The 16,601-nt window shown below is 40.4% G+C and carries 13 protein-coding genes and 1 rRNA gene; 4 read left to right on the top strand and 10 right to left on the bottom strand.

What is annotated here, in order from left to right:
- Positions 1 to 50: 50 nt before the first annotated feature.
- The 4 genes from LEUM_RS00780 to LEUM_RS00765 all read right to left on the bottom strand — a co-directional run bounded on the left by LEUM_RS00780 (position 51) and on the right by LEUM_RS00765 (position 5,867).
- Positions 51 to 1,601, bottom strand: a 16S ribosomal RNA gene (locus tag LEUM_RS00780).
- Positions 1,602 to 2,136: 535 nt separating this feature from the next.
- Entirely contained in the window at positions 2,137 to 3,543 is a 1,407-nt protein-coding gene (cysS, locus tag LEUM_RS00775; RefSeq protein WP_011679120.1) for a cysteine--tRNA ligase, read from the bottom strand.
- Positions 3,544 to 3,684: 141 nt separating this feature from the next.
- The gene (gltX, locus tag LEUM_RS00770; protein ID WP_011679119.1) at positions 3,685 to 5,181 is read right to left on the bottom strand and encodes a glutamate--tRNA ligase; all 1,497 of its coding nucleotides are present in this window, start codon (positions 5,179 to 5,181) and stop codon (positions 3,685 to 3,687) included.
- A 98-nt stretch (positions 5,182 to 5,279) separates the two neighbouring features.
- Complete coding sequence (locus LEUM_RS00765) at positions 5,280 to 5,867, bottom strand: TetR/AcrR family transcriptional regulator (protein WP_011679118.1); 588 nt, start codon at positions 5,865 to 5,867, stop codon at positions 5,280 to 5,282.
- 134 nt (positions 5,868 to 6,001) lie between these two features.
- Between LEUM_RS00765 and LEUM_RS00760 the strand changes: the two genes are divergently transcribed.
- Positions 6,002 to 7,240, top strand: a complete 1,239-nt coding sequence (locus LEUM_RS00760) for a YhgE/Pip domain-containing protein (protein ID WP_011679117.1) — start codon at positions 6,002 to 6,004, stop codon at positions 7,238 to 7,240.
- A gap of 45 nt (positions 7,241 to 7,285) precedes the next feature.
- On the opposite strand, the gene LEUM_RS00755 is transcribed toward LEUM_RS00760, so the two are convergent.
- From LEUM_RS00755 to LEUM_RS00745, 3 genes are read right to left on the bottom strand one after another with little or no spacing between them, the layout of a single operon-like run.
- A complete protein-coding gene (locus LEUM_RS00755) occupies positions 7,286 to 7,660 on the bottom strand; it encodes a hypothetical protein (RefSeq protein WP_011679116.1) in 375 nt (124 codons plus the stop codon).
- A 2-nt stretch (positions 7,661 to 7,662) separates the two neighbouring features.
- Positions 7,663 to 9,033: a DNA repair protein RadA gene (radA, locus tag LEUM_RS00750; RefSeq protein WP_080506298.1), complete on the bottom strand. Its 1,371-nt coding sequence runs from the start codon at positions 9,031 to 9,033 to the stop codon at positions 7,663 to 7,665.
- Between the two features lie 47 nt (positions 9,034 to 9,080).
- A complete protein-coding gene (locus LEUM_RS00745) occupies positions 9,081 to 9,620 on the bottom strand; it encodes a dCTP deaminase/dUTPase family protein (protein WP_011679115.1) in 540 nt (179 codons plus the stop codon).
- Between the two features lie 232 nt (positions 9,621 to 9,852).
- On the opposite strand from LEUM_RS00745, the gene LEUM_RS00740 reads away from it, so the two are divergent.
- From LEUM_RS00740 to LEUM_RS00730, 3 genes are all read left to right on the top strand, one after another.
- Positions 9,853 to 10,134: a GNAT family N-acetyltransferase gene (locus LEUM_RS00740; RefSeq protein WP_011679114.1), complete on the top strand. Its 282-nt coding sequence runs from the start codon at positions 9,853 to 9,855 to the stop codon at positions 10,132 to 10,134.
- Complete coding sequence (rpiA, locus tag LEUM_RS00735) at positions 10,131 to 10,817, top strand: ribose-5-phosphate isomerase RpiA (RefSeq protein ID WP_002816154.1); 687 nt, start codon at positions 10,131 to 10,133, stop codon at positions 10,815 to 10,817. Before LEUM_RS00740 ends, rpiA begins: the two co-directional genes overlap by 4 nt.
- 117 nt (positions 10,818 to 10,934) lie before the next feature.
- Complete coding sequence (locus LEUM_RS00730) at positions 10,935 to 12,365, top strand: aspartate ammonia-lyase (protein ID WP_010292838.1); 1,431 nt, start codon at positions 10,935 to 10,937, stop codon at positions 12,363 to 12,365.
- Between the two features lie 31 nt (positions 12,366 to 12,396).
- On the opposite strand, the gene LEUM_RS00725 is transcribed toward LEUM_RS00730, so the two are convergent.
- The 3 genes from LEUM_RS00725 to LEUM_RS00715 form a co-directional block, all read right to left on the bottom strand.
- Complete coding sequence (locus LEUM_RS00725; protein WP_011679113.1) at positions 12,397 to 13,335, bottom strand: DUF1810 family protein; 939 nt, start codon at positions 13,333 to 13,335, stop codon at positions 12,397 to 12,399.
- A gap of 11 nt (positions 13,336 to 13,346) precedes the next feature.
- Positions 13,347 to 14,339: a nucleoid-associated protein gene (locus tag LEUM_RS00720; RefSeq protein WP_011679112.1), complete on the bottom strand. Its 993-nt coding sequence runs from the start codon at positions 14,337 to 14,339 to the stop codon at positions 13,347 to 13,349.
- A gap of 107 nt (positions 14,340 to 14,446) precedes the next feature.
- Positions 14,447 to 16,597: an AAA family ATPase gene (locus LEUM_RS00715; RefSeq protein ID WP_011679111.1), complete on the bottom strand. Its 2,151-nt coding sequence runs from the start codon at positions 16,595 to 16,597 to the stop codon at positions 14,447 to 14,449.
- Between the last annotated feature and the right edge of the window lie 4 nt (positions 16,598 to 16,601).

Genomic DNA, 16,601 nt, shown 5'->3' with positions numbered 1-16,601 from the left:
AAACAAACAAATTGACACTTAAGTCCCTGTCGCTTTCCGATTATCCTTAGAAAGGAGGTGATCCAGCCGCAGGTTCTCCTACGGCTACCTTGTTACGACTTCACCCCAGTCATCTGTCCTGCCTTAGACGGCTCCTTCCTAAAAGGTTAGGCCACCGGCTTTGGGCATTACAAACTCCCATGGTGTGACGGGCGGTGTGTACAAGACCCGGGAACGTATTCACCGCGGCGTGCTGATCCGCGATTACTAGCGATTCCGACTTCATGTAGTCGAGTTGCAGACTACAATCCGAACTGAGACGTACTTTAAGAGATTAGCTCACCCTCGCGGGTTGGCAACTCGTTGTATACGCCATTGTAGCACGTGTGTAGCCCAGGTCATAAGGGGCATGATGATCTGACGTCGTCCCCGCCTTCCTCCGGTTTGTCACCGGCAGTCTCGCTAGAGTGCCCATCTGAATGCTGGCAACTAACAATAAGGGTTGCGCTCGTTGCGGGACTTAACCCAACATCTCACGACACGAGCTGACGACGACCATGCACCACCTGTCACTTTGTCTCCGAAGAGAACACTTCTATCTCTAAAAGCTTCAAAGGATGTCAAGACCTGGTAAGGTTCTTCGCGTTGCTTCGAATTAAACCACATGCTCCACCGCTTGTGCGGGTCCCCGTCAATTCCTTTGAGTTTCAACCTTGCGGTCGTACTCCCCAGGCGGAACACTTAATGCGTTAGCTTCGGCACTAAGAGGCGGAAACCTCCTAACACCTAGTGTTCATCGTTTACGGTGTGGACTACCAGGGTATCTAATCCTGTTTGCTACCCACACTTTCGAGCCTCAACGTCAGTTGCAGTCCAGTAAGCCGCCTTCGCCACTGGTGTTCTTCCATATATCTACGCATTCCACCGCTACACATGGAGTTCCACTTACCTCTACTGCACTCAAGTTAACCAGTTTCCAATGCCATTCCGGAGTTGAGCTCCGGGCTTTCACATCAGACTTAATAAACCGTCTGCGCTCGCTTTACGCCCAATAAATCCGGATAACGCTCGGGACATACGTATTACCGCGGCTGCTGGCACGTATTTAGCCGTCCCTTTCTGGTATGGTACCGTCAAACTAAAATCATTTCCTATTCTAGCTGTTCTTCCCATACAACAGTGCTTTACGACCCGAAAGCCTTCATCACACACGCGGCGTTGCTCCATCAGGCTTTCGCCCATTGTGGAAGATTCCCTACTGCAGCCTCCCGTAGGAGTTTGGGCCGTGTCTCAGTCCCAATGTGGCCGATCAGTCTCTCAACTCGGCTATGCATCATTGTCTTGGTAGGCCTTTACCCCACCAACTAACTAATGCACCGCGGATCCATCTCTAGGTGACGCCGAAGCGCCTTTTAACTTTGTGTCATGCGACACTAAGTTTTATTCGGTATTAGCATCTGTTTCCAAATGTTATCCCCAGCCTTGAGGCAGGTTGTCCACGTGTTACTCACCCGTTCGCCACTCACTTGAAAGGTGCAAGCACCTTTCGCTGTGCGTTCGACTTGCATGTATTAGGCACGCCGCCAGCGTTCATCCTGAGCCAGGATCAAACTCTCAATTTGAAAATTTGAAGATTGCTCTTCGATTAAACTGACTATATTTCGCTATATCTCTATAACGTAATCCGTTTATTGTTTGTTACGAATTGACTTCGCAAATTTGTTTTTGTTACTTTACGTAACAGCTACAGATTCGTTTGTTCAAAGTTTTGTTCAGTTTTCAATGTGCTACTCGTTGTCGCTGAGACAACTATATTATCTTACCACGCTCGTTTCGCTTTGTCAACTACTTCTTTTAAGAAGTTTTCGTCGACCTCACTGCCCTTACGCTCTCGCTCCCCCTTGCCTCGCAACGCTTTGCGTCGCTTCGCTCCGTCGGAACATATACTAATATACCAACTTTATTCCCCCTCGTCAACTACTTTTTTTACTTGTTTTTTATCTCTTTCCTTCGTTCGCTTTTTATCCCTTTTTATCCCCTTACTTTACCTCCTCATTCGCTTTATCCGCCCCTTTTTTACCCCTTCCCTCCTTTTCGTTCTTTTGCCTTTACCTTTACTTAATAAATAAAAAAGCCATCAGCAAGCTGATAGCTTTTTTATTTATGCCAACGTTGGCCTTGTGGTGTATCTTCTACAAATATACCAACTTCTTTTAACTGATTACGTAACAAGTCTGATCTTTCAAAATCATGCGACTCACGAGCTAATACACGTTTATCCAATAATTCGCGTTGCTTCGTTGTAAGTTCTTCGTTACCATCCAATCCCTCAATACCAAATACAGATAGTAAATCGGCAATTGTTCCTAATAAATGCTGAACAGTATCAACTTTTACAGTGTTACGCTCAGTGTAGGTATTCCCTATACTAACAAGTTCAAAAATAGCTGCAAGCGCGTTGGGCGTATTAAAGTCATCATCCATCGCCTGGTCAAACGCTTTCTTTTGCACTTCAATCAATGTCTCAACATCTTCATCCCCACCAGGTTCCGACGTTTCCGCTCGAAACATCAAATTTCTATAAGCTGTACGGATGCGTTCTAATTCTAAACGTGCTTGTTCTAAAGTGCTTGCTTCATAGTTAATTGGTCGCCGATACTGCGTTGTGGTCAATAAGTATCGAATGACCATTGGATCGTCATAAGTCGCTAGCATGTCATGTAGCGTTGTAAAATTACCGAGAGATTTTGACATCTTTTCATTATTAACATTAACAAATCCATTATGCATCCAATAATTAACAAACTTTTGTCCTGTTCTGGCCTCAGACTGAGCAATTTCGTTTGTGTGATGTGGAAATGCTAAATCAATACCGCCACCATGGATATCAATTGTATTCGACAAGTACTTTTGCGCCATAACCGAGCACTCTATATGCCAGCCCGGACGACCATTCCCCCATGGAGACGACCATGAGATAACCCCTTCCCGTGGCTCATTTTTCCAAACAGCAAAATCAATCGGATCCTCTTTACGAATAGTCTCCTCATCATTCAAACGACCAGCAGCATTGGCTTCCATTTCTGCCAAATCCTGATGAGCTAAAATACCATAGCCCTTGAATTTCTTAGCACGGAAGTAAACATCCCCTTCGGACTCATATGCATAGCCTTTATCAATAAGATCTTTTACGAATTCGATGATCTCTGGGATAACTTCTGTTGCACGTGAACGCACCGTGGCAGGTTTAATATTTAATGGCAGAGTATCTTCATCAAAGGCATCAGCATACTTATTAGCAACCTCTAGTTCAGAAATGCCTTCTTCTTGCGCACGATTAATAATTTTGTCGTCCACGTCAGTAAAATTCGAAACATAATTGACTTCATAACCACGATATTCAAAATAGCGGCGCACTGTGTCAAAAGCAATGGCTGAGCGAGCATTCCCAATATGGATATAGTTATATACTGTGGGACCACAAACATACATGTTTATTTTGCCAGCAGTAATTGGCTTAAAAACTTCTTTTTCACGTGATAACGTATTGTAGACGTAGATCATAGTTTGCTCCCTTTATAATAGAAAAATTATTATTACTTAGTATTATACATGAGCTGCAAATATTTTGGCATTATTCCTCAGTACGAATGGATACTCAAAATCATAATAAAAAACGCCGAGCATTCCTCGACGTTTAGATACCTATGCTAAATATTTTTCTTTCACATCGCGCATTGTCTTCAGAACAGTGTTCTTATCCAACAATGTCAACATTTCTGGTAAATTAGGCCCTTGGACTTCGTGAGTAGTCATAATACGAATAGGATTCCATAAGTTACGGCCTTTTATTTCTAAGTCGTTTTGAATCGCACGAATTGTACTCATATAGTCGGCCGGAGTTGCATCAGTCGGCAAGGATTCATATGTTGATTCCCACGCAGCTGCCACTTTACGGCCATCTTCTGAAGTCAGGTATTCAACCATTTCATCTGTTATATCGCCCAACTCAAAGAAAGGTTTGCGAACTAGCTCAACAATTTGACGCGTATATGATATACCATCAACGCCAGCGACTTTAATAACTTCTGACAACCACTTTTTCTTATCAGCAGCATCATCTGCAGATATCAAATGAGCATTGACGAGCTCTTGAATAAGTTGTGGCATAACAGCATCCGTATCACGACGCATCCATTGGTTGTTGACCCATTCTAATTTCTTTTGATCGAACTTAGCATTTGCTTTGCTCAAACGCTTTTCATCAAACATTTCTTTGAATTCTGACAAACTAAAGATTTCATCTTCACCCTTTGGTGACCACCCCAGCAAACCAATAAAATTAACCATAGCTTGTGGTTGGTAGCCTAATTCCTTGTATTGTTCAACGAACTGCAAGAGATTTTCATCACGTTTAGACAATTTCTTACCAGTTTCTCCATTGATAATCAAAGCCATATGTCCAAACTTTGGCACATCCCACCCCAAAGCTTCATAAATCATGATTTGCTTTGGTGTATTTGAGACGTGGTCATCTCCACGAAGAACGTGGGAAATTTTCATCAAGTGGTCATCAACGACAACCGCAAAATTATAAGTTGGCATACCATCAGCTTTTTGAATGACCCAATCACCACCAACTTCTTTAGCACCAATCTCGATATGCCCTTTAACGATGTCATCCCAAGCATATACCTGCTCTTCTGGTACACGGAAACGCACTACCGGCTTTAATCCTTGTGCTTCAAATTCAGCATATTTGGCTTCACGCTCTTCGTTAGTCAAACCTTCATATTCATAAACATAATGCGGCGCCTGCTTAGCTGCCTGTTGCGCTTCACGTTCAGAGGCGAGCTGTCCTGACGTTTTGTAAGACTTGTACGCTTGCCCACTAGCTAATAGTGCATCGATAAATTCTTGATAAATACCCTGTTCATTACGTTCTGATTGACGATAAGGTCCATAAACGCCTGGTTTGTCTGGACTCTCATCCCAGTCTAAACCTAGCCAAGCTAAATTTTCAAGTTGTGATTTTTCGCCATCAGCAATATTACGTGCTGAGTCAGTATCCTCAATACGAATAACGAATGTGCCATTGTAGTGGCGTGCAAATAACCAATTAAAAATAGCTGTTCGTGCATTCCCTATATGCAAATGTCCCGTTGGTGACGGCGCATAGCGAACACGTATGTCTTCTGTCATGAATCAATAATCTCCTATGTATGGTATTTAGTACCGTTTTGTCTAGGTACTAGTATACAACACTCATGATACTAATTTCCAATCACTATATCGTGTTTTTATGGACGTAAACTTTTTGCAAAAAAGCGAATTTGCTTTTCGTAGAAATCTTCTGGTTCAGTAATTAACTCAGGATTGTCATAGCGAATCGCAGTCAAAAAATAACCGAAATTCAACCATATGACATTCATAACCGCTGCTTCCACATCTACCGACTTTTTTATTTTATTTTGTGCCCTCATCTCTGTAAAATACTGCAGTAAGATTTTTCTGAATCGAATTGGTATTTCTTCGACCGCATGACTCACTTTTGGCATTCGAAAAGATTCTTGAAGGCCTATCAAAACAACTTCTTGATGTTTCTCCTGAAACTCTTGATACGTTCTTGACATATTGATTAGGTCAGTCTCAATATCACCCGTCACAACCAGTGCATCATCAAAAATAGCAGCCAAATCATTGAGATGCCTATCAATCACAGCTGATAGTAACCCTTCTTTGTCTTTAAACTTTCTAAAAATTGTACTAGGATTGACATTCGCTTTTTCAGCAATTTTGTTGATGGTTGCCGATTGATAACCAACTTCTATCAACAATGTAATGAACGCATTTAAAATTAAATCGTATTTTGATGGTTGTTTGGACATGTTTCGTACCTCTTCTTTAGTTATATTATCATATTCTCTTTTGAAAGACAGACTATTTTTAGTATGCACGCAACTACTTGCATGCAAAACGAATAAGTGCTACTCTATTGTCAGCAAAAGAAAAGGAGTTCCACATGAGTTTCAAAAAATTTATTGTCAGCAAGGGTGTCATCGGAGCGCTCATTATCGTGCTATTCTACGGCTTATTGATGGTTGGCATTTATTTTTCAGGGTATAAAGTCGTGCCCAGCAAAATAAACCAATTGCCAGTTGCCATTGTCAACCAAGATAAGGACAGCACTACATTAAAAAAACAACTTAAAAAAAGCTTGCCGTTTAAACACGTCAAAACTGATTTGAATATGAAACAGGCTAAAAGTCAATTGAACGATCGCAAAGTTTATTTGATTATTGATATTCCAAAAGATTTCAATGCCAACCTCAAGAAAATAGATGGTCAATCTAAAGGTGAACTTAAGTTTTACATCAACTACGCCAATCCTATGACATCAGTTTCAGCCATGGAAACTGTCGCCAAATCAGTCGGTAATCATGTTCAAAAAAGTGTTTTACTGCAGCAAAGCAAGGGGATTCTAACAGCCACCGAATTGTCACAATTAGAATCAGAGACAAAATCATTAATCACAGCTAATCCAACACAAAAAGACGCTATTTTACAAAAAGCTGAACAAACAAAAAGCACTGCTACAGCAAAAATAAATCAAACCTATGCAAACGTTGCTAATTCATACAATTACAGCATTGTAAAAGTGAATAAAGCACCTTCTGGTATGCAACATAGCATGGCTCCGTTCTTTATGTCACTAGCTTTTTATATTGGTTCCATGATTGGCGCTATGTTAATTGTCGTTGCATACAAGTCATTTTCACCATTAATAGGTCGCTGGAAAGCATACACTTATACGGAAATCGCTATTATCTTAATTTCAATGATAGCACCGCTGCTAATTGTTGCACTAAGCAAAAGTATGCTTCATTTTGATAGTAATACCTATTGGCAACTGTGGGTTAACCATTCTATTGAGTTATTTGCATCATTGAATGTCAACCTAATCTTCTCATTAATTCTTGGACAACTTGGTATTATGATCAATATGCCTTTCATGCTGACTCAAGTCGTTTCAGGGGCCGGTCTCATTCCACGCCCAATCCTGCCTGATTTTTTCAAGGTCATGAGTAACATTTCTCCTTGTTTCTATTCAATTCGTGCAGATTACAACATTTTATACGGCGGCAATAACACACACACCCTTTGGCTGCAACTTCTGACCATTGGCATCGTAGCTATTATTATTCACCTAGCTATTGTTGCTTTCCAAAAAAAGCGCACACCGCTGGTACAACCTTCATAATAAAAAAGGCCCTTTCTAGGAAGGCCCTTTTTTATGTTTAGCTATTTAAAAATGTTTACCTAAATGGCTTTTTGTTTGGTCACTGGCACGTATTTTATCATGGGCGTAGTAATGCCCATTTTCATCGACTTGTTTTAAAAGCTGCCAAACTAGGTGCCCCCATTCCCAAGATAACCAGCCAACCATACCCGTAACTAATGCCGAAAACAATACCAAAATCATTGCTATCCATTCTAGTTGTTCGAAGACAATTCCCATCAAAAAGAACGTGACTGCTGATCCGATAAGAAAAAACAGCAATAATGCACAAAATATCATTACCCCGACGAAAAAACGTACGCTGTAAGCTTTCCCTTTCTCAACATGTTTATAGAGAGCACTATTGATGTCAGTCAACCCTGTTAATAAATACTCTGACATGATCATTCTCCTAAGGCAATTTTAAGCGCCTCACTTAATGTTGTTACTCCAATAACTTTAATACCTTGAGGTAATTCGATGCCATTTAAATTATTTTTAGGAACAATGGCACGCTTAAAGCCCAATTTTTTAGCTTCTTTTAATCGTCCTTCAATATCTGCTACGCTACGGACTTCGCCAGTTAGACCAATTTCGCCAACAAAGACATCACTTGGCCTTGATTCTTTATCATGATACGAACTAGCTAGAGCAACAGCAATCGCTAAATCAATTGCTGGTTCATCAAGTTTCACGCCACCTGCTGCCTTTAAATACGCATCTTGATTTTGTAATAATAGGTTAGCGCGTTTTTCTAATACAGCCATAATCAATGACACGCGATTCCTATCGAGGCCTGCTGCTGTACGCTGTGCGTTACCAAATACAGTCGGCGTTACTAAGGCTTGTAATTCAACCAAAATAGGTCGTGATCCTTCTAACGCGACCACAATTGCCGATCCAGTGGCACCAGATAAACGTTCTTCTAAGAAAATCTCAGAGGGATTAGCTACCTCTATCAAACCGCCATTACGCATTTCAAAAATACCTAATTCATTCGTTGCGCCAAACCGATTTTTAACCGCACGCAGAATGCGGTACTTATAATTACTATCTCCTTCAAAGTACAATACTGTATCAACCATGTGCTCCAGAATTTTTGGCCCCGCTATGGCGCCATCTTTAGTCACATGCCCTACTATAAATATAGAAATATTATTAGTCTTAGCGATTTGCAACAGATCGGCTGTCACTTCTCGAATTTGTGACACTGATCCAACAGCCGATGAGACATCAGGTTCTTGCATGGTTTGTACCGAGTCAATAACAACAAAATTCGGTTGTAATTCCTCAATCTGCTTTTTCACGGCCGTCATATCCGTTTCCGGATATAAATAAAACTCATCGTGCCCAACGCCTAAGCGGTCGGCACGCAGTTTCACTTGTGTGGCAGACTCTTCGCCGGTCACATATAGTACCCGTCCTTCTTGAGCAAGTTGTCCAGATACTTGAAGTAGTAATGTTGACTTGCCAATACCAGGATCACCACCAATCAAAACCATCGAACCTGGGACAACACCACCACCTAAAACTCGGTTTAGTTCTTTAAGCTTAGTTGCTACGCGCGGTGTCTCTTCAGATGTAATCTCGTTTATTTTTTCAACTTTAGCATTGCGTCCATCTAGACTCACACGACTTTTACGATCATTTGATTCTGGTTGGATTTTTTCTTCAACAAGCGTGCCCCATTCACCACAATTTGAGCAGCGTCCTAAATACCGCGCCGAAACAAAACCGCAGTTGGAACATATAAATTGTGTTTTTACTTTAGCGATATCCTAGTCCTTTCATTTAATTCGTTCTAACATAATGATAAAAGATATTATTGCCCTGTTGAACCAAAGCCACCCTTACGATCTGACTTTTCCACAGCATCATCGCCATCAGCTAATAAATAGGGCAAAAATATGCCTTGACCGATGCGCTCACCTTTTTTAATATGGGCGTCTTTAAGGCCAAAATTAATAAACTGAAAGAAAATTTCCCCTTCATTACCCTCATTATTATAATAATCAGCATCTACGATACCAACTGCGTTAGGCATCATTATCCGTTTTTTAATAGGTCCACTTGAACGTGAAACAAGTTGCAAGTATTCACCTTCCCCCATGTAAGCTTTTATACCCGTTGGAATAAGTACCGGTTTAAGCATATCTTGCAAATCTTCATTATCACGTAGCTTTGAAAGTTTCCCAAGCGATAAAATATTAAGTCCCTTGAAAAAATTATTACTCAAAACGCTAGGGATAGTGATATCCACTGCGGCTTCAAAATCATAACCTGCTGCTTGCTGTGTGCTGCGCTTTGGAACAGTAATATTCTCGTCAGCATATTTGCTAACAATCTCAAATCCACGTGTCATAATAAGTACACCTCTTCATAAATAGTTTATCCCTTATTATACGATATATTGTCTTTATTTTAAAAAATATACGTTAAATTATAAAATGTTAGATGGATTAAAAAATGGTCAGAACAAGTAACACAGACAAGCACAAATTATGTTAGTATCATAGGTAAATAGTAAATTTTCACGCACTCAATTAAATACCGCTAATCATTATGCTGTTATAATAAAACGAGAGGAAATTATTATGGAATTCCAACACGAAAATGGTCGTTATTTCTTGGAAAAAAACGGCAAAGTTATAGCTCAGATTACTTATACAGTAATCAACGAGGGGCAAACCTATTCAATTAATTCAACCGTAGTGGATCCATCTCTACGTGGGCAAGGTGTTGCTAAAAAATTGTTAGACACGATTGTTGCTGATGCGCGTGCCAAAAACATGACAATAAAGCCCGTTTGTCCTTATGTAAAAGAAGCATTTTTACGTTACCCCGACACTTATCAGGAGATTGAGTACAAATCATGAGTTCATCACAGGATTTACAAAAAATTATTGCAGGTCGCCGCGCCGCCGACTTTGTTCAGGACGGTATGGTAGTGGGCATTGGCTCTGGATCAACAATTGCTCAAGTCATTACCGCTTTAGGTGAACGCGTGGCCAATGAAAATTTAAAAATCGTCGGCGTCCCTACTTCTGAAAAGACAAGGCGCAATGCTGCAAAACTAGGGATCCCGATGTACAACGTTGATGATGTCGATAAAATTGATCTTACAATTGATGGAGCTGACCAAATTTCGGATGATTTCTCAGCCATTAAAGGTGGCGGGGCCGCGCTTTTATGGGAAAAAATCGTTGCGTTTAACTCTCGTGAGAATATCTGGGTTGTAGACAGTAGCAAACGTGTATCCAAACTAAATCAGTATTTGCCAGTCGAAATTATTCCATATGGATCTGACCAATTATTTAAACGCTTTACTGCAGATGGGTTCCATCCTACTTGGCGTTTAGATCAAAATGGCAACCCTGTACGTACAGATTCAGCAAATTACCTCATTGATCTACATGTTCCCGTTATCGAAGATCCACGTGATTTGGGTCAAGAATTAATTAATATGGTCGGTGTTGTAGAGCACGGTCTGTTCACTGATGTTGTTAACCGTGTAGTCATTGGTAGTGATGATGGCGTTGAAATTATTGAAGCACCGTAAAGGGTGCTTTTTTCTATATCAAGAAAGAAAAATATGGTGTCATAAAACTTAACAAATAAAATTGGTATAGTTATTTTTTGCGGTAAAATATTCTCATAACCAGTAAGGAGAAGCAATATGCGCACAGAATCAGATTCACTCGGCCAAATCAACGTACCCAAAGATGTCTACTACGGGGCACACACTCAACGTGCGCTAAATAATTTTCCAATTTCAAAAGAAACAACCCATCCAGAAATCATTCGAGCCTTTTTAGAAATTAAACAGGCTGCGGCACAAACAAATGCTACATCTGGTAATCTAGATCGAGCTGTTGCTAAACATATTGTTGATGCAACAAAAATTTTGTTAAGTCAGCCAATCGATCTTACAATGTTTCCAATTAGTGACGTTCAAGGTGGTGCTGGTACAAGTACCAATATGAACGTCAATGAAGTTGTTGCTAATACAGCTCTTGAGCAGGTAGGCCGTGCACGTGGTGAATATGGCTACGTTAACCCAAATGACCACGTTAATATGGGTCAGAGTACCAATGATACTTATCCTAGCGCAGGAAAAATTGCTCTTATCCGACTACTCGAACCACTTTTTTCAGAATTAACATTATTGGTAGACGCTCTTGGTAACAAAGCCGACGAATTTTCAACAACTTACAAAATGGGTCGTACACAGCTACAAGATGCTGTGCCCATGACCTTAGGAAATACCTTTCATGCTTGGTTAAAACCACTTCGTCGAGACTTTAAACGTATCGAAGCCGCACGCAATGAGCTATATACATTAAATCTGGGCGGATCAGCTATTGGTTCCGGTATTAACGTAAGTTATCATTACCAAGTGCACATCGTTCCTAACCTAGCTAGCATAACTGGGCTTCCACTTGAGCAAGCCCATGATTTATTTGATGCAACTTCAAACTTAGACTCCTATGTTGCCCTGTCTGGTTCATTAAAAAATTTAGCAGTTAATCTATCTAAAATGTCTAATGATCTACGCTTACTCAGTTCTGGCCCACGTTCGGGATTACATGAAATTAACTTACCTTCAAAACAAGCAGGTTCATCAATCATGCCTGGTAAAGTTAATCCAGTTATTCCAGAAGTTGTCAATCAAGTCGCCTTTGAAATGATTGGTTTTGATACCACCGTTACGGCAGCAAGCGAAGCTGGTCAATTAGAATTGAATGCATTTGAACCCATTATCTTCAAAAGCTTAATCACTGGCATTGAACATCTCCAACAAGCTATGAATACTCTACGCATCAATGCCATTGACGGCATTACAGTAAACAAACATCGCTTGTCACAAGACATTGATTTGTCGGTGAGCTTTGCAACCGCGATGGCGCCAATAATTGGCTACAAAGAAGCCGCTAAAATTGCTAAAGAATCTCTGCGCACTGGAAAATCTTTGCGTGAAATCGCTGAAAAGAAAAATAGATTTACTGAAAGTGAATTGGCACATATTTTCAAGGTTGAAGATATCGTTATTAATGCTCGAACACCAGAGCATGGTCTAGTACTGCACGCGCCAAAAACAACAGTATAAACAAATAAAAAAGACGACTAAGTCGCCTTTTTTATTTGTTTAATAAGTCTAGTGTTGGTTGATGTAAGTCACCATTGAAATATTTCACTAATACTTGCTGATACAAATCAGGTGTTTCTGCAACTTGTGCAAACAACGTCACACTGGCATGAAACTTTTCAGCGTCTACTTGTCCAAATATGGCAACTGGATCTGATGATTCAATAGTCGATACAATTTTTAAAATTTTCTCCAAGCGAGTACGTAATTCATCATCTGCTAGATACTCACGAGCCTCTTTGGCATTTTTGATACCGTAATACGTCGCACGTTCACTTGTTCCTAGCCCACGAAGTTGTGGTAATACAAACCACATCCAATGTGTTCTTTTTTGACCGGCAGTCAATTCATTAATTGCATCCTCATACGTATTCACATCAGCAATGCGACCATCCTGCGCATCCAAGAAACGCTGCAGTTCACTATTGATGGTTAACAATTGTATTTGTTTCGTTTCTTGGAATTGACGATATGCCTGATACACTGCTCGACCGGAAAAGGTTAAATGAACATGATCAATTGTTTGCGGTGTCATCCATTTTTTCCCGTCAATCTCTGTATCGTCTATCTTATCTAACTCTTCTGACCATTTTGTCAGCAAAAACACATTTGTATAGAGCTTAACCCGGTCACCATTAGGATATTGCGTACGATAGTTTTCTCCTGAAACAGAACCAATCAATTGCAGATCTTTTGCATTCGCACGAATGCCAGACTCTTCCAAAGCTTCTCGTGCTGCATTTTCTTGCCATGACATTTCTGGTTCAATGTAACCACCTGGAAAGGCCCAACCATCAAAATCACGGTTATAAATCATCAAAAGTTCACCTTTTGAATTGGCAATTACCACATCTATCGTAGGCATCACGAGCTCAAAGTCGTGCCCAATTTTTTCGCGTATTCTAGCAACATAAGAATCTTGATAAGGCATTATTTTCTCCTCTACACATTGAACTTATTTAATATTGATGCGATATCTTTAATCATTAAGGTGATTGTCCCATCAGCATTGTTGACAAATTCAACTTTACTCAAATCCTGGTAAACATGAACAGGAATAGAAATTTCAATTCCAGAATCGAGTTTAAATTTTTGTGTTTGATACTTTTTCTCATACTTCTCGGAATTAACAACCGAAACTTCCGTTGGCAATGATTTCTCAGTCAGCTTTTCTTGATATTCTTGTTTAGCCGTGATGTTATCACCAAACACCTTTTCTGCAATAACATCTGTGCTAATACTACCCGTCTCTGCTAAACTATTATAAATCACTTCCTGCGTTGCAGCCAGTACCTCATGTTCTGGCTCATCATATTTTTCAGCAATATTTTTAATTGTACGCTTAATGACTTGGATATTTTCTTTTGCTGAAACTTCAGGTTTTATTTCCAAAAAATTTTCTGAAAAATAAGGCACACGATGCCCGTCAATCAATTGTTTCTTTTCCAACAATTGATAGCTGCCATCATCGACATTTACCAAAATAGCTTCATCAACTGTTTGCGTTGCAGCCGGTAAAATTGACTGATTAAGCACCAAATTATTCACCATCTGGTCATCTTCGTACTCTACTGCGTGAGCATAACGAGCGCCGAAATTGAGTTTGATTAATCCAAAGATTGGCCCTTCATCAATTGTAGCCTGAAAACTTAACAAATCACCAGCTGGAATAGACTCACTAGCAGCAATCGTATCAAATAATTTAGTGGCCATTTGTGTCGTTACTTCCGGAAAATCCGATTGTTTAATCATCTTGTCCAGATAACTATCTGGTAATAAATTTCCTGTCTTGATGTCACCTTTATAGATTTTATTAACCAGCTTTTCAATATATTCATGAACGCCAACATTGTCGACGTTCATTTCTCCTTGCGATGCAATGAGACTACCTGTATTCGTGTCCAGTATATGGAGAATTGCATGTTGAATAATCATGTAGACGTCCTTTAGTTTAATGAATTCATTATACCATGCTGAATAAATTGTTCATTGAAAGCAAAATAAAAACCACGTTTTGTACACGAACGTGGTTTTTTCAAACATTAGTTAGTAACCGCAGTCTTCTCAACAACAGCCGAGATGACAACTTTGCCATCAACCAAGTCTGCGCTTAAGGATTTTTCACCTGGATTATCCAAATAGAAGTCCGTTACTTGGTCACGAATTTGTTGCTCAATTACTCGACGCAATGGTCGTGCACCTAAGGCTTCATCATAACCATCTTCAATCAAGTGATCCTTAACTTCGTCAGACACATGTAATGTCAAGTCTTTCTTAGCCAATGTCTTATTGACATCATCTAACATCAAATCAACAATTTGCTTCAAATCATCCTTAGTCAACGTACTAAATTCGATCACACCGTTAAAACGGTTCAAGAACTCTGGACGGAAGTATGGCGCCAACTTAGCCATCAAATCCTGATCTGCATCACTCGAATTGTGTCCAAATCCAGCGTTAGATGTTGCAATAATGACCGTGTTCTTGAAGTTAACGACGTTTCCCTGACCGTCTGTTAAGCGACCATCGTCCATCACTTGTAATAACAACGTTAGTACTTGTGGATTGGCCTTTTCAATTTCATCAAGGAGAATAATTGAATAAGGATTACGGCGAACTTTTTCAGTTAGTGTGTTGCTATTGTCATCATAGCCAACATACCCAGCGGTCGTACCAATTAACTTAGATACCGCTGTCAAATCCGAATACTCACTCATATCCAAACGAACAATGTTATCTTTGCTACCAAACATGTCCAAAGCTAGTTGCTTTGCTAACTCCGTCTTACCAACACCAGTTGGACCGACGAACAAGAACGAACCAATTGGTCGGTTTCCTTCATCAAATCCCGCGCGGTTACGACGAATGGCTTTAGCGACCATACTTACGGCTTCATCTTGACCAATAACTTTACCAGCCAAACGATCACCAATTGTCTTCAAACGTTCGATATCTGACGCACCCATCTGTGCCACAGGAATACCAGTCAAACGTTCTACTGATTCGGCCACATCATTAGGCGTTGCCTCAACCTTTTTAGCTTCGTCAGCGCTACCAACTTTCTTTTCCAAATCAGCAATCTGGTTCTTGTACTTTAGAGCGGCCTCATAGTCTTCATCAGCAACAGCCTTTTCTTGCTTTGCTTTAGCATCGCTCATCTGCTTCTCTAAACTTACCTTATCTGTTACTGGGTTCTTAGCTGACAGGTGAGCCGCTGTCATGTCAAGCAAATCTATCGCCTTATCTGGTAATGAACGTTGTGGAATATACTGTACTGCATAGTCAACTGCTGCCTTTAATACGTTTTCAGGCAATGAAACATGGTGATGCTTTTCATACAACTTCGCAATCCCCTTCAAGATTTCAAGCGTATCCTTAGGTGATGGTGCATTCACAGTCACTTCATTAAAACGCCGAGCTAGTGCAGCGTTCTTCATAATCGTGTTACGATATTCATCTTGCGTTGTCGCACCAATTAATGAAATTTCACCACGGCTCAAAGCTGGCTTGATAATATCAGCTAGTCCTTTACCGCCATCTTCGCCACCGGTTGAACCAGCTCCCAAGATTTGATGAATCTCATCAAAGAACAAGATAACGTTGCCTGCTTGTTTAACTTCTTTCAAAAGGTTCTGGATATTTTCCTCAAAAGCACCACGGAATTGAGTACCAGCTTCAAGGCTAGAGATATCGATACTGTAAATCTCCTTGTCCTTAATTGCTGCTGGGACATCCCCATTAACAATCGCTTGTGCCAAACCTTCAACCACTGCTGTCTTACCAACACCAGCATCGCCAACTAGCACTGGGTTGTTCTTTGTACGGCGTCCTAAAATTTCAGCCGTTTCTTGAATCTCTTTGTTACGTCCAATGACTGGATCAAGCAAACCGTCGCGAGCCTCTTTCGTCAAGTTACGTCCAAGCTTTGCCAGCATTCCTTCCTGCTTTACTTGTCCAGGTTGCCCAGCTTGTTGTGCTACTGGCTGACCGTTTGTAGCATTGGCTGCTTGAAGACCTTGTGGTAGTTTCCCAGTCTGTCGATATTGAACAAACTCTTCCGGCGTAACCTCGCGACCGTTAATCAAATAACGACGGTTCTCAGAGTTCATGCCGTTCATATTGCCCATCATGTTATTAAAAATGTCATTCATGTCTGATCCAAATGGATCATTGAAAAAATCATTGTTAGCCATAGTC

This window comes from Leuconostoc mesenteroides subsp. mesenteroides ATCC 8293, from assembly GCF_000014445.1.
Taxonomy (GTDB): Bacteria; Bacillota; Bacilli; order Lactobacillales; family Lactobacillaceae; genus Leuconostoc; species Leuconostoc mesenteroides.
This window is presented reverse-complemented; position numbering and strand designations above follow the sequence as displayed.

Excerpts from the sequence above, each read along its gene's own strand:
- cysS (WP_011679120.1), bottom strand. The coding sequence starts at position 3,543 with ATGATCTACGTCTACAATACGTTATCACGTGAAAAAGAAGTTTTTAAG.
- gltX (WP_011679119.1), bottom strand. The coding sequence starts at position 5,181 with ATGACAGAAGACATACGTGTTCGCTATGCGCCGTCACCAACGGGACAT.
- LEUM_RS00765 (WP_011679118.1), bottom strand. The coding sequence starts at position 5,867 with ATGTCCAAACAACCATCAAAATACGATTTAATTTTAAATGCGTTCATT.
- LEUM_RS00760 (WP_011679117.1), top strand. The coding sequence starts at position 6,002 with ATGAGTTTCAAAAAATTTATTGTCAGCAAGGGTGTCATCGGAGCGCTC.
- LEUM_RS00755 (WP_011679116.1), bottom strand. The coding sequence starts at position 7,660 with ATGTCAGAGTATTTATTAACAGGGTTGACTGACATCAATAGTGCTCTC.
- LEUM_RS00745 (WP_011679115.1), bottom strand. The coding sequence starts at position 9,620 with ATGACACGTGGATTTGAGATTGTTAGCAAATATGCTGACGAGAATATT.
- LEUM_RS00740 (WP_011679114.1), top strand. The coding sequence starts at position 9,853 with ATGGAATTCCAACACGAAAATGGTCGTTATTTCTTGGAAAAAAACGGC.
- rpiA (WP_002816154.1), top strand. The coding sequence starts at position 10,131 with ATGAGTTCATCACAGGATTTACAAAAAATTATTGCAGGTCGCCGCGCC.
- LEUM_RS00730 (WP_010292838.1), top strand. The coding sequence starts at position 10,935 with ATGCGCACAGAATCAGATTCACTCGGCCAAATCAACGTACCCAAAGAT.
- LEUM_RS00725 (WP_011679113.1), bottom strand. The coding sequence starts at position 13,335 with ATGCCTTATCAAGATTCTTATGTTGCTAGAATACGCGAAAAAATTGGG.
- LEUM_RS00720 (WP_011679112.1), bottom strand. The coding sequence starts at position 14,339 with ATGATTATTCAACATGCAATTCTCCATATACTGGACACGAATACAGGT.
- LEUM_RS00715 (WP_011679111.1), bottom strand. The coding sequence starts at position 16,597 with ATGGCTAACAATGATTTTTTCAATGATCCATTTGGATCAGACATGAAT.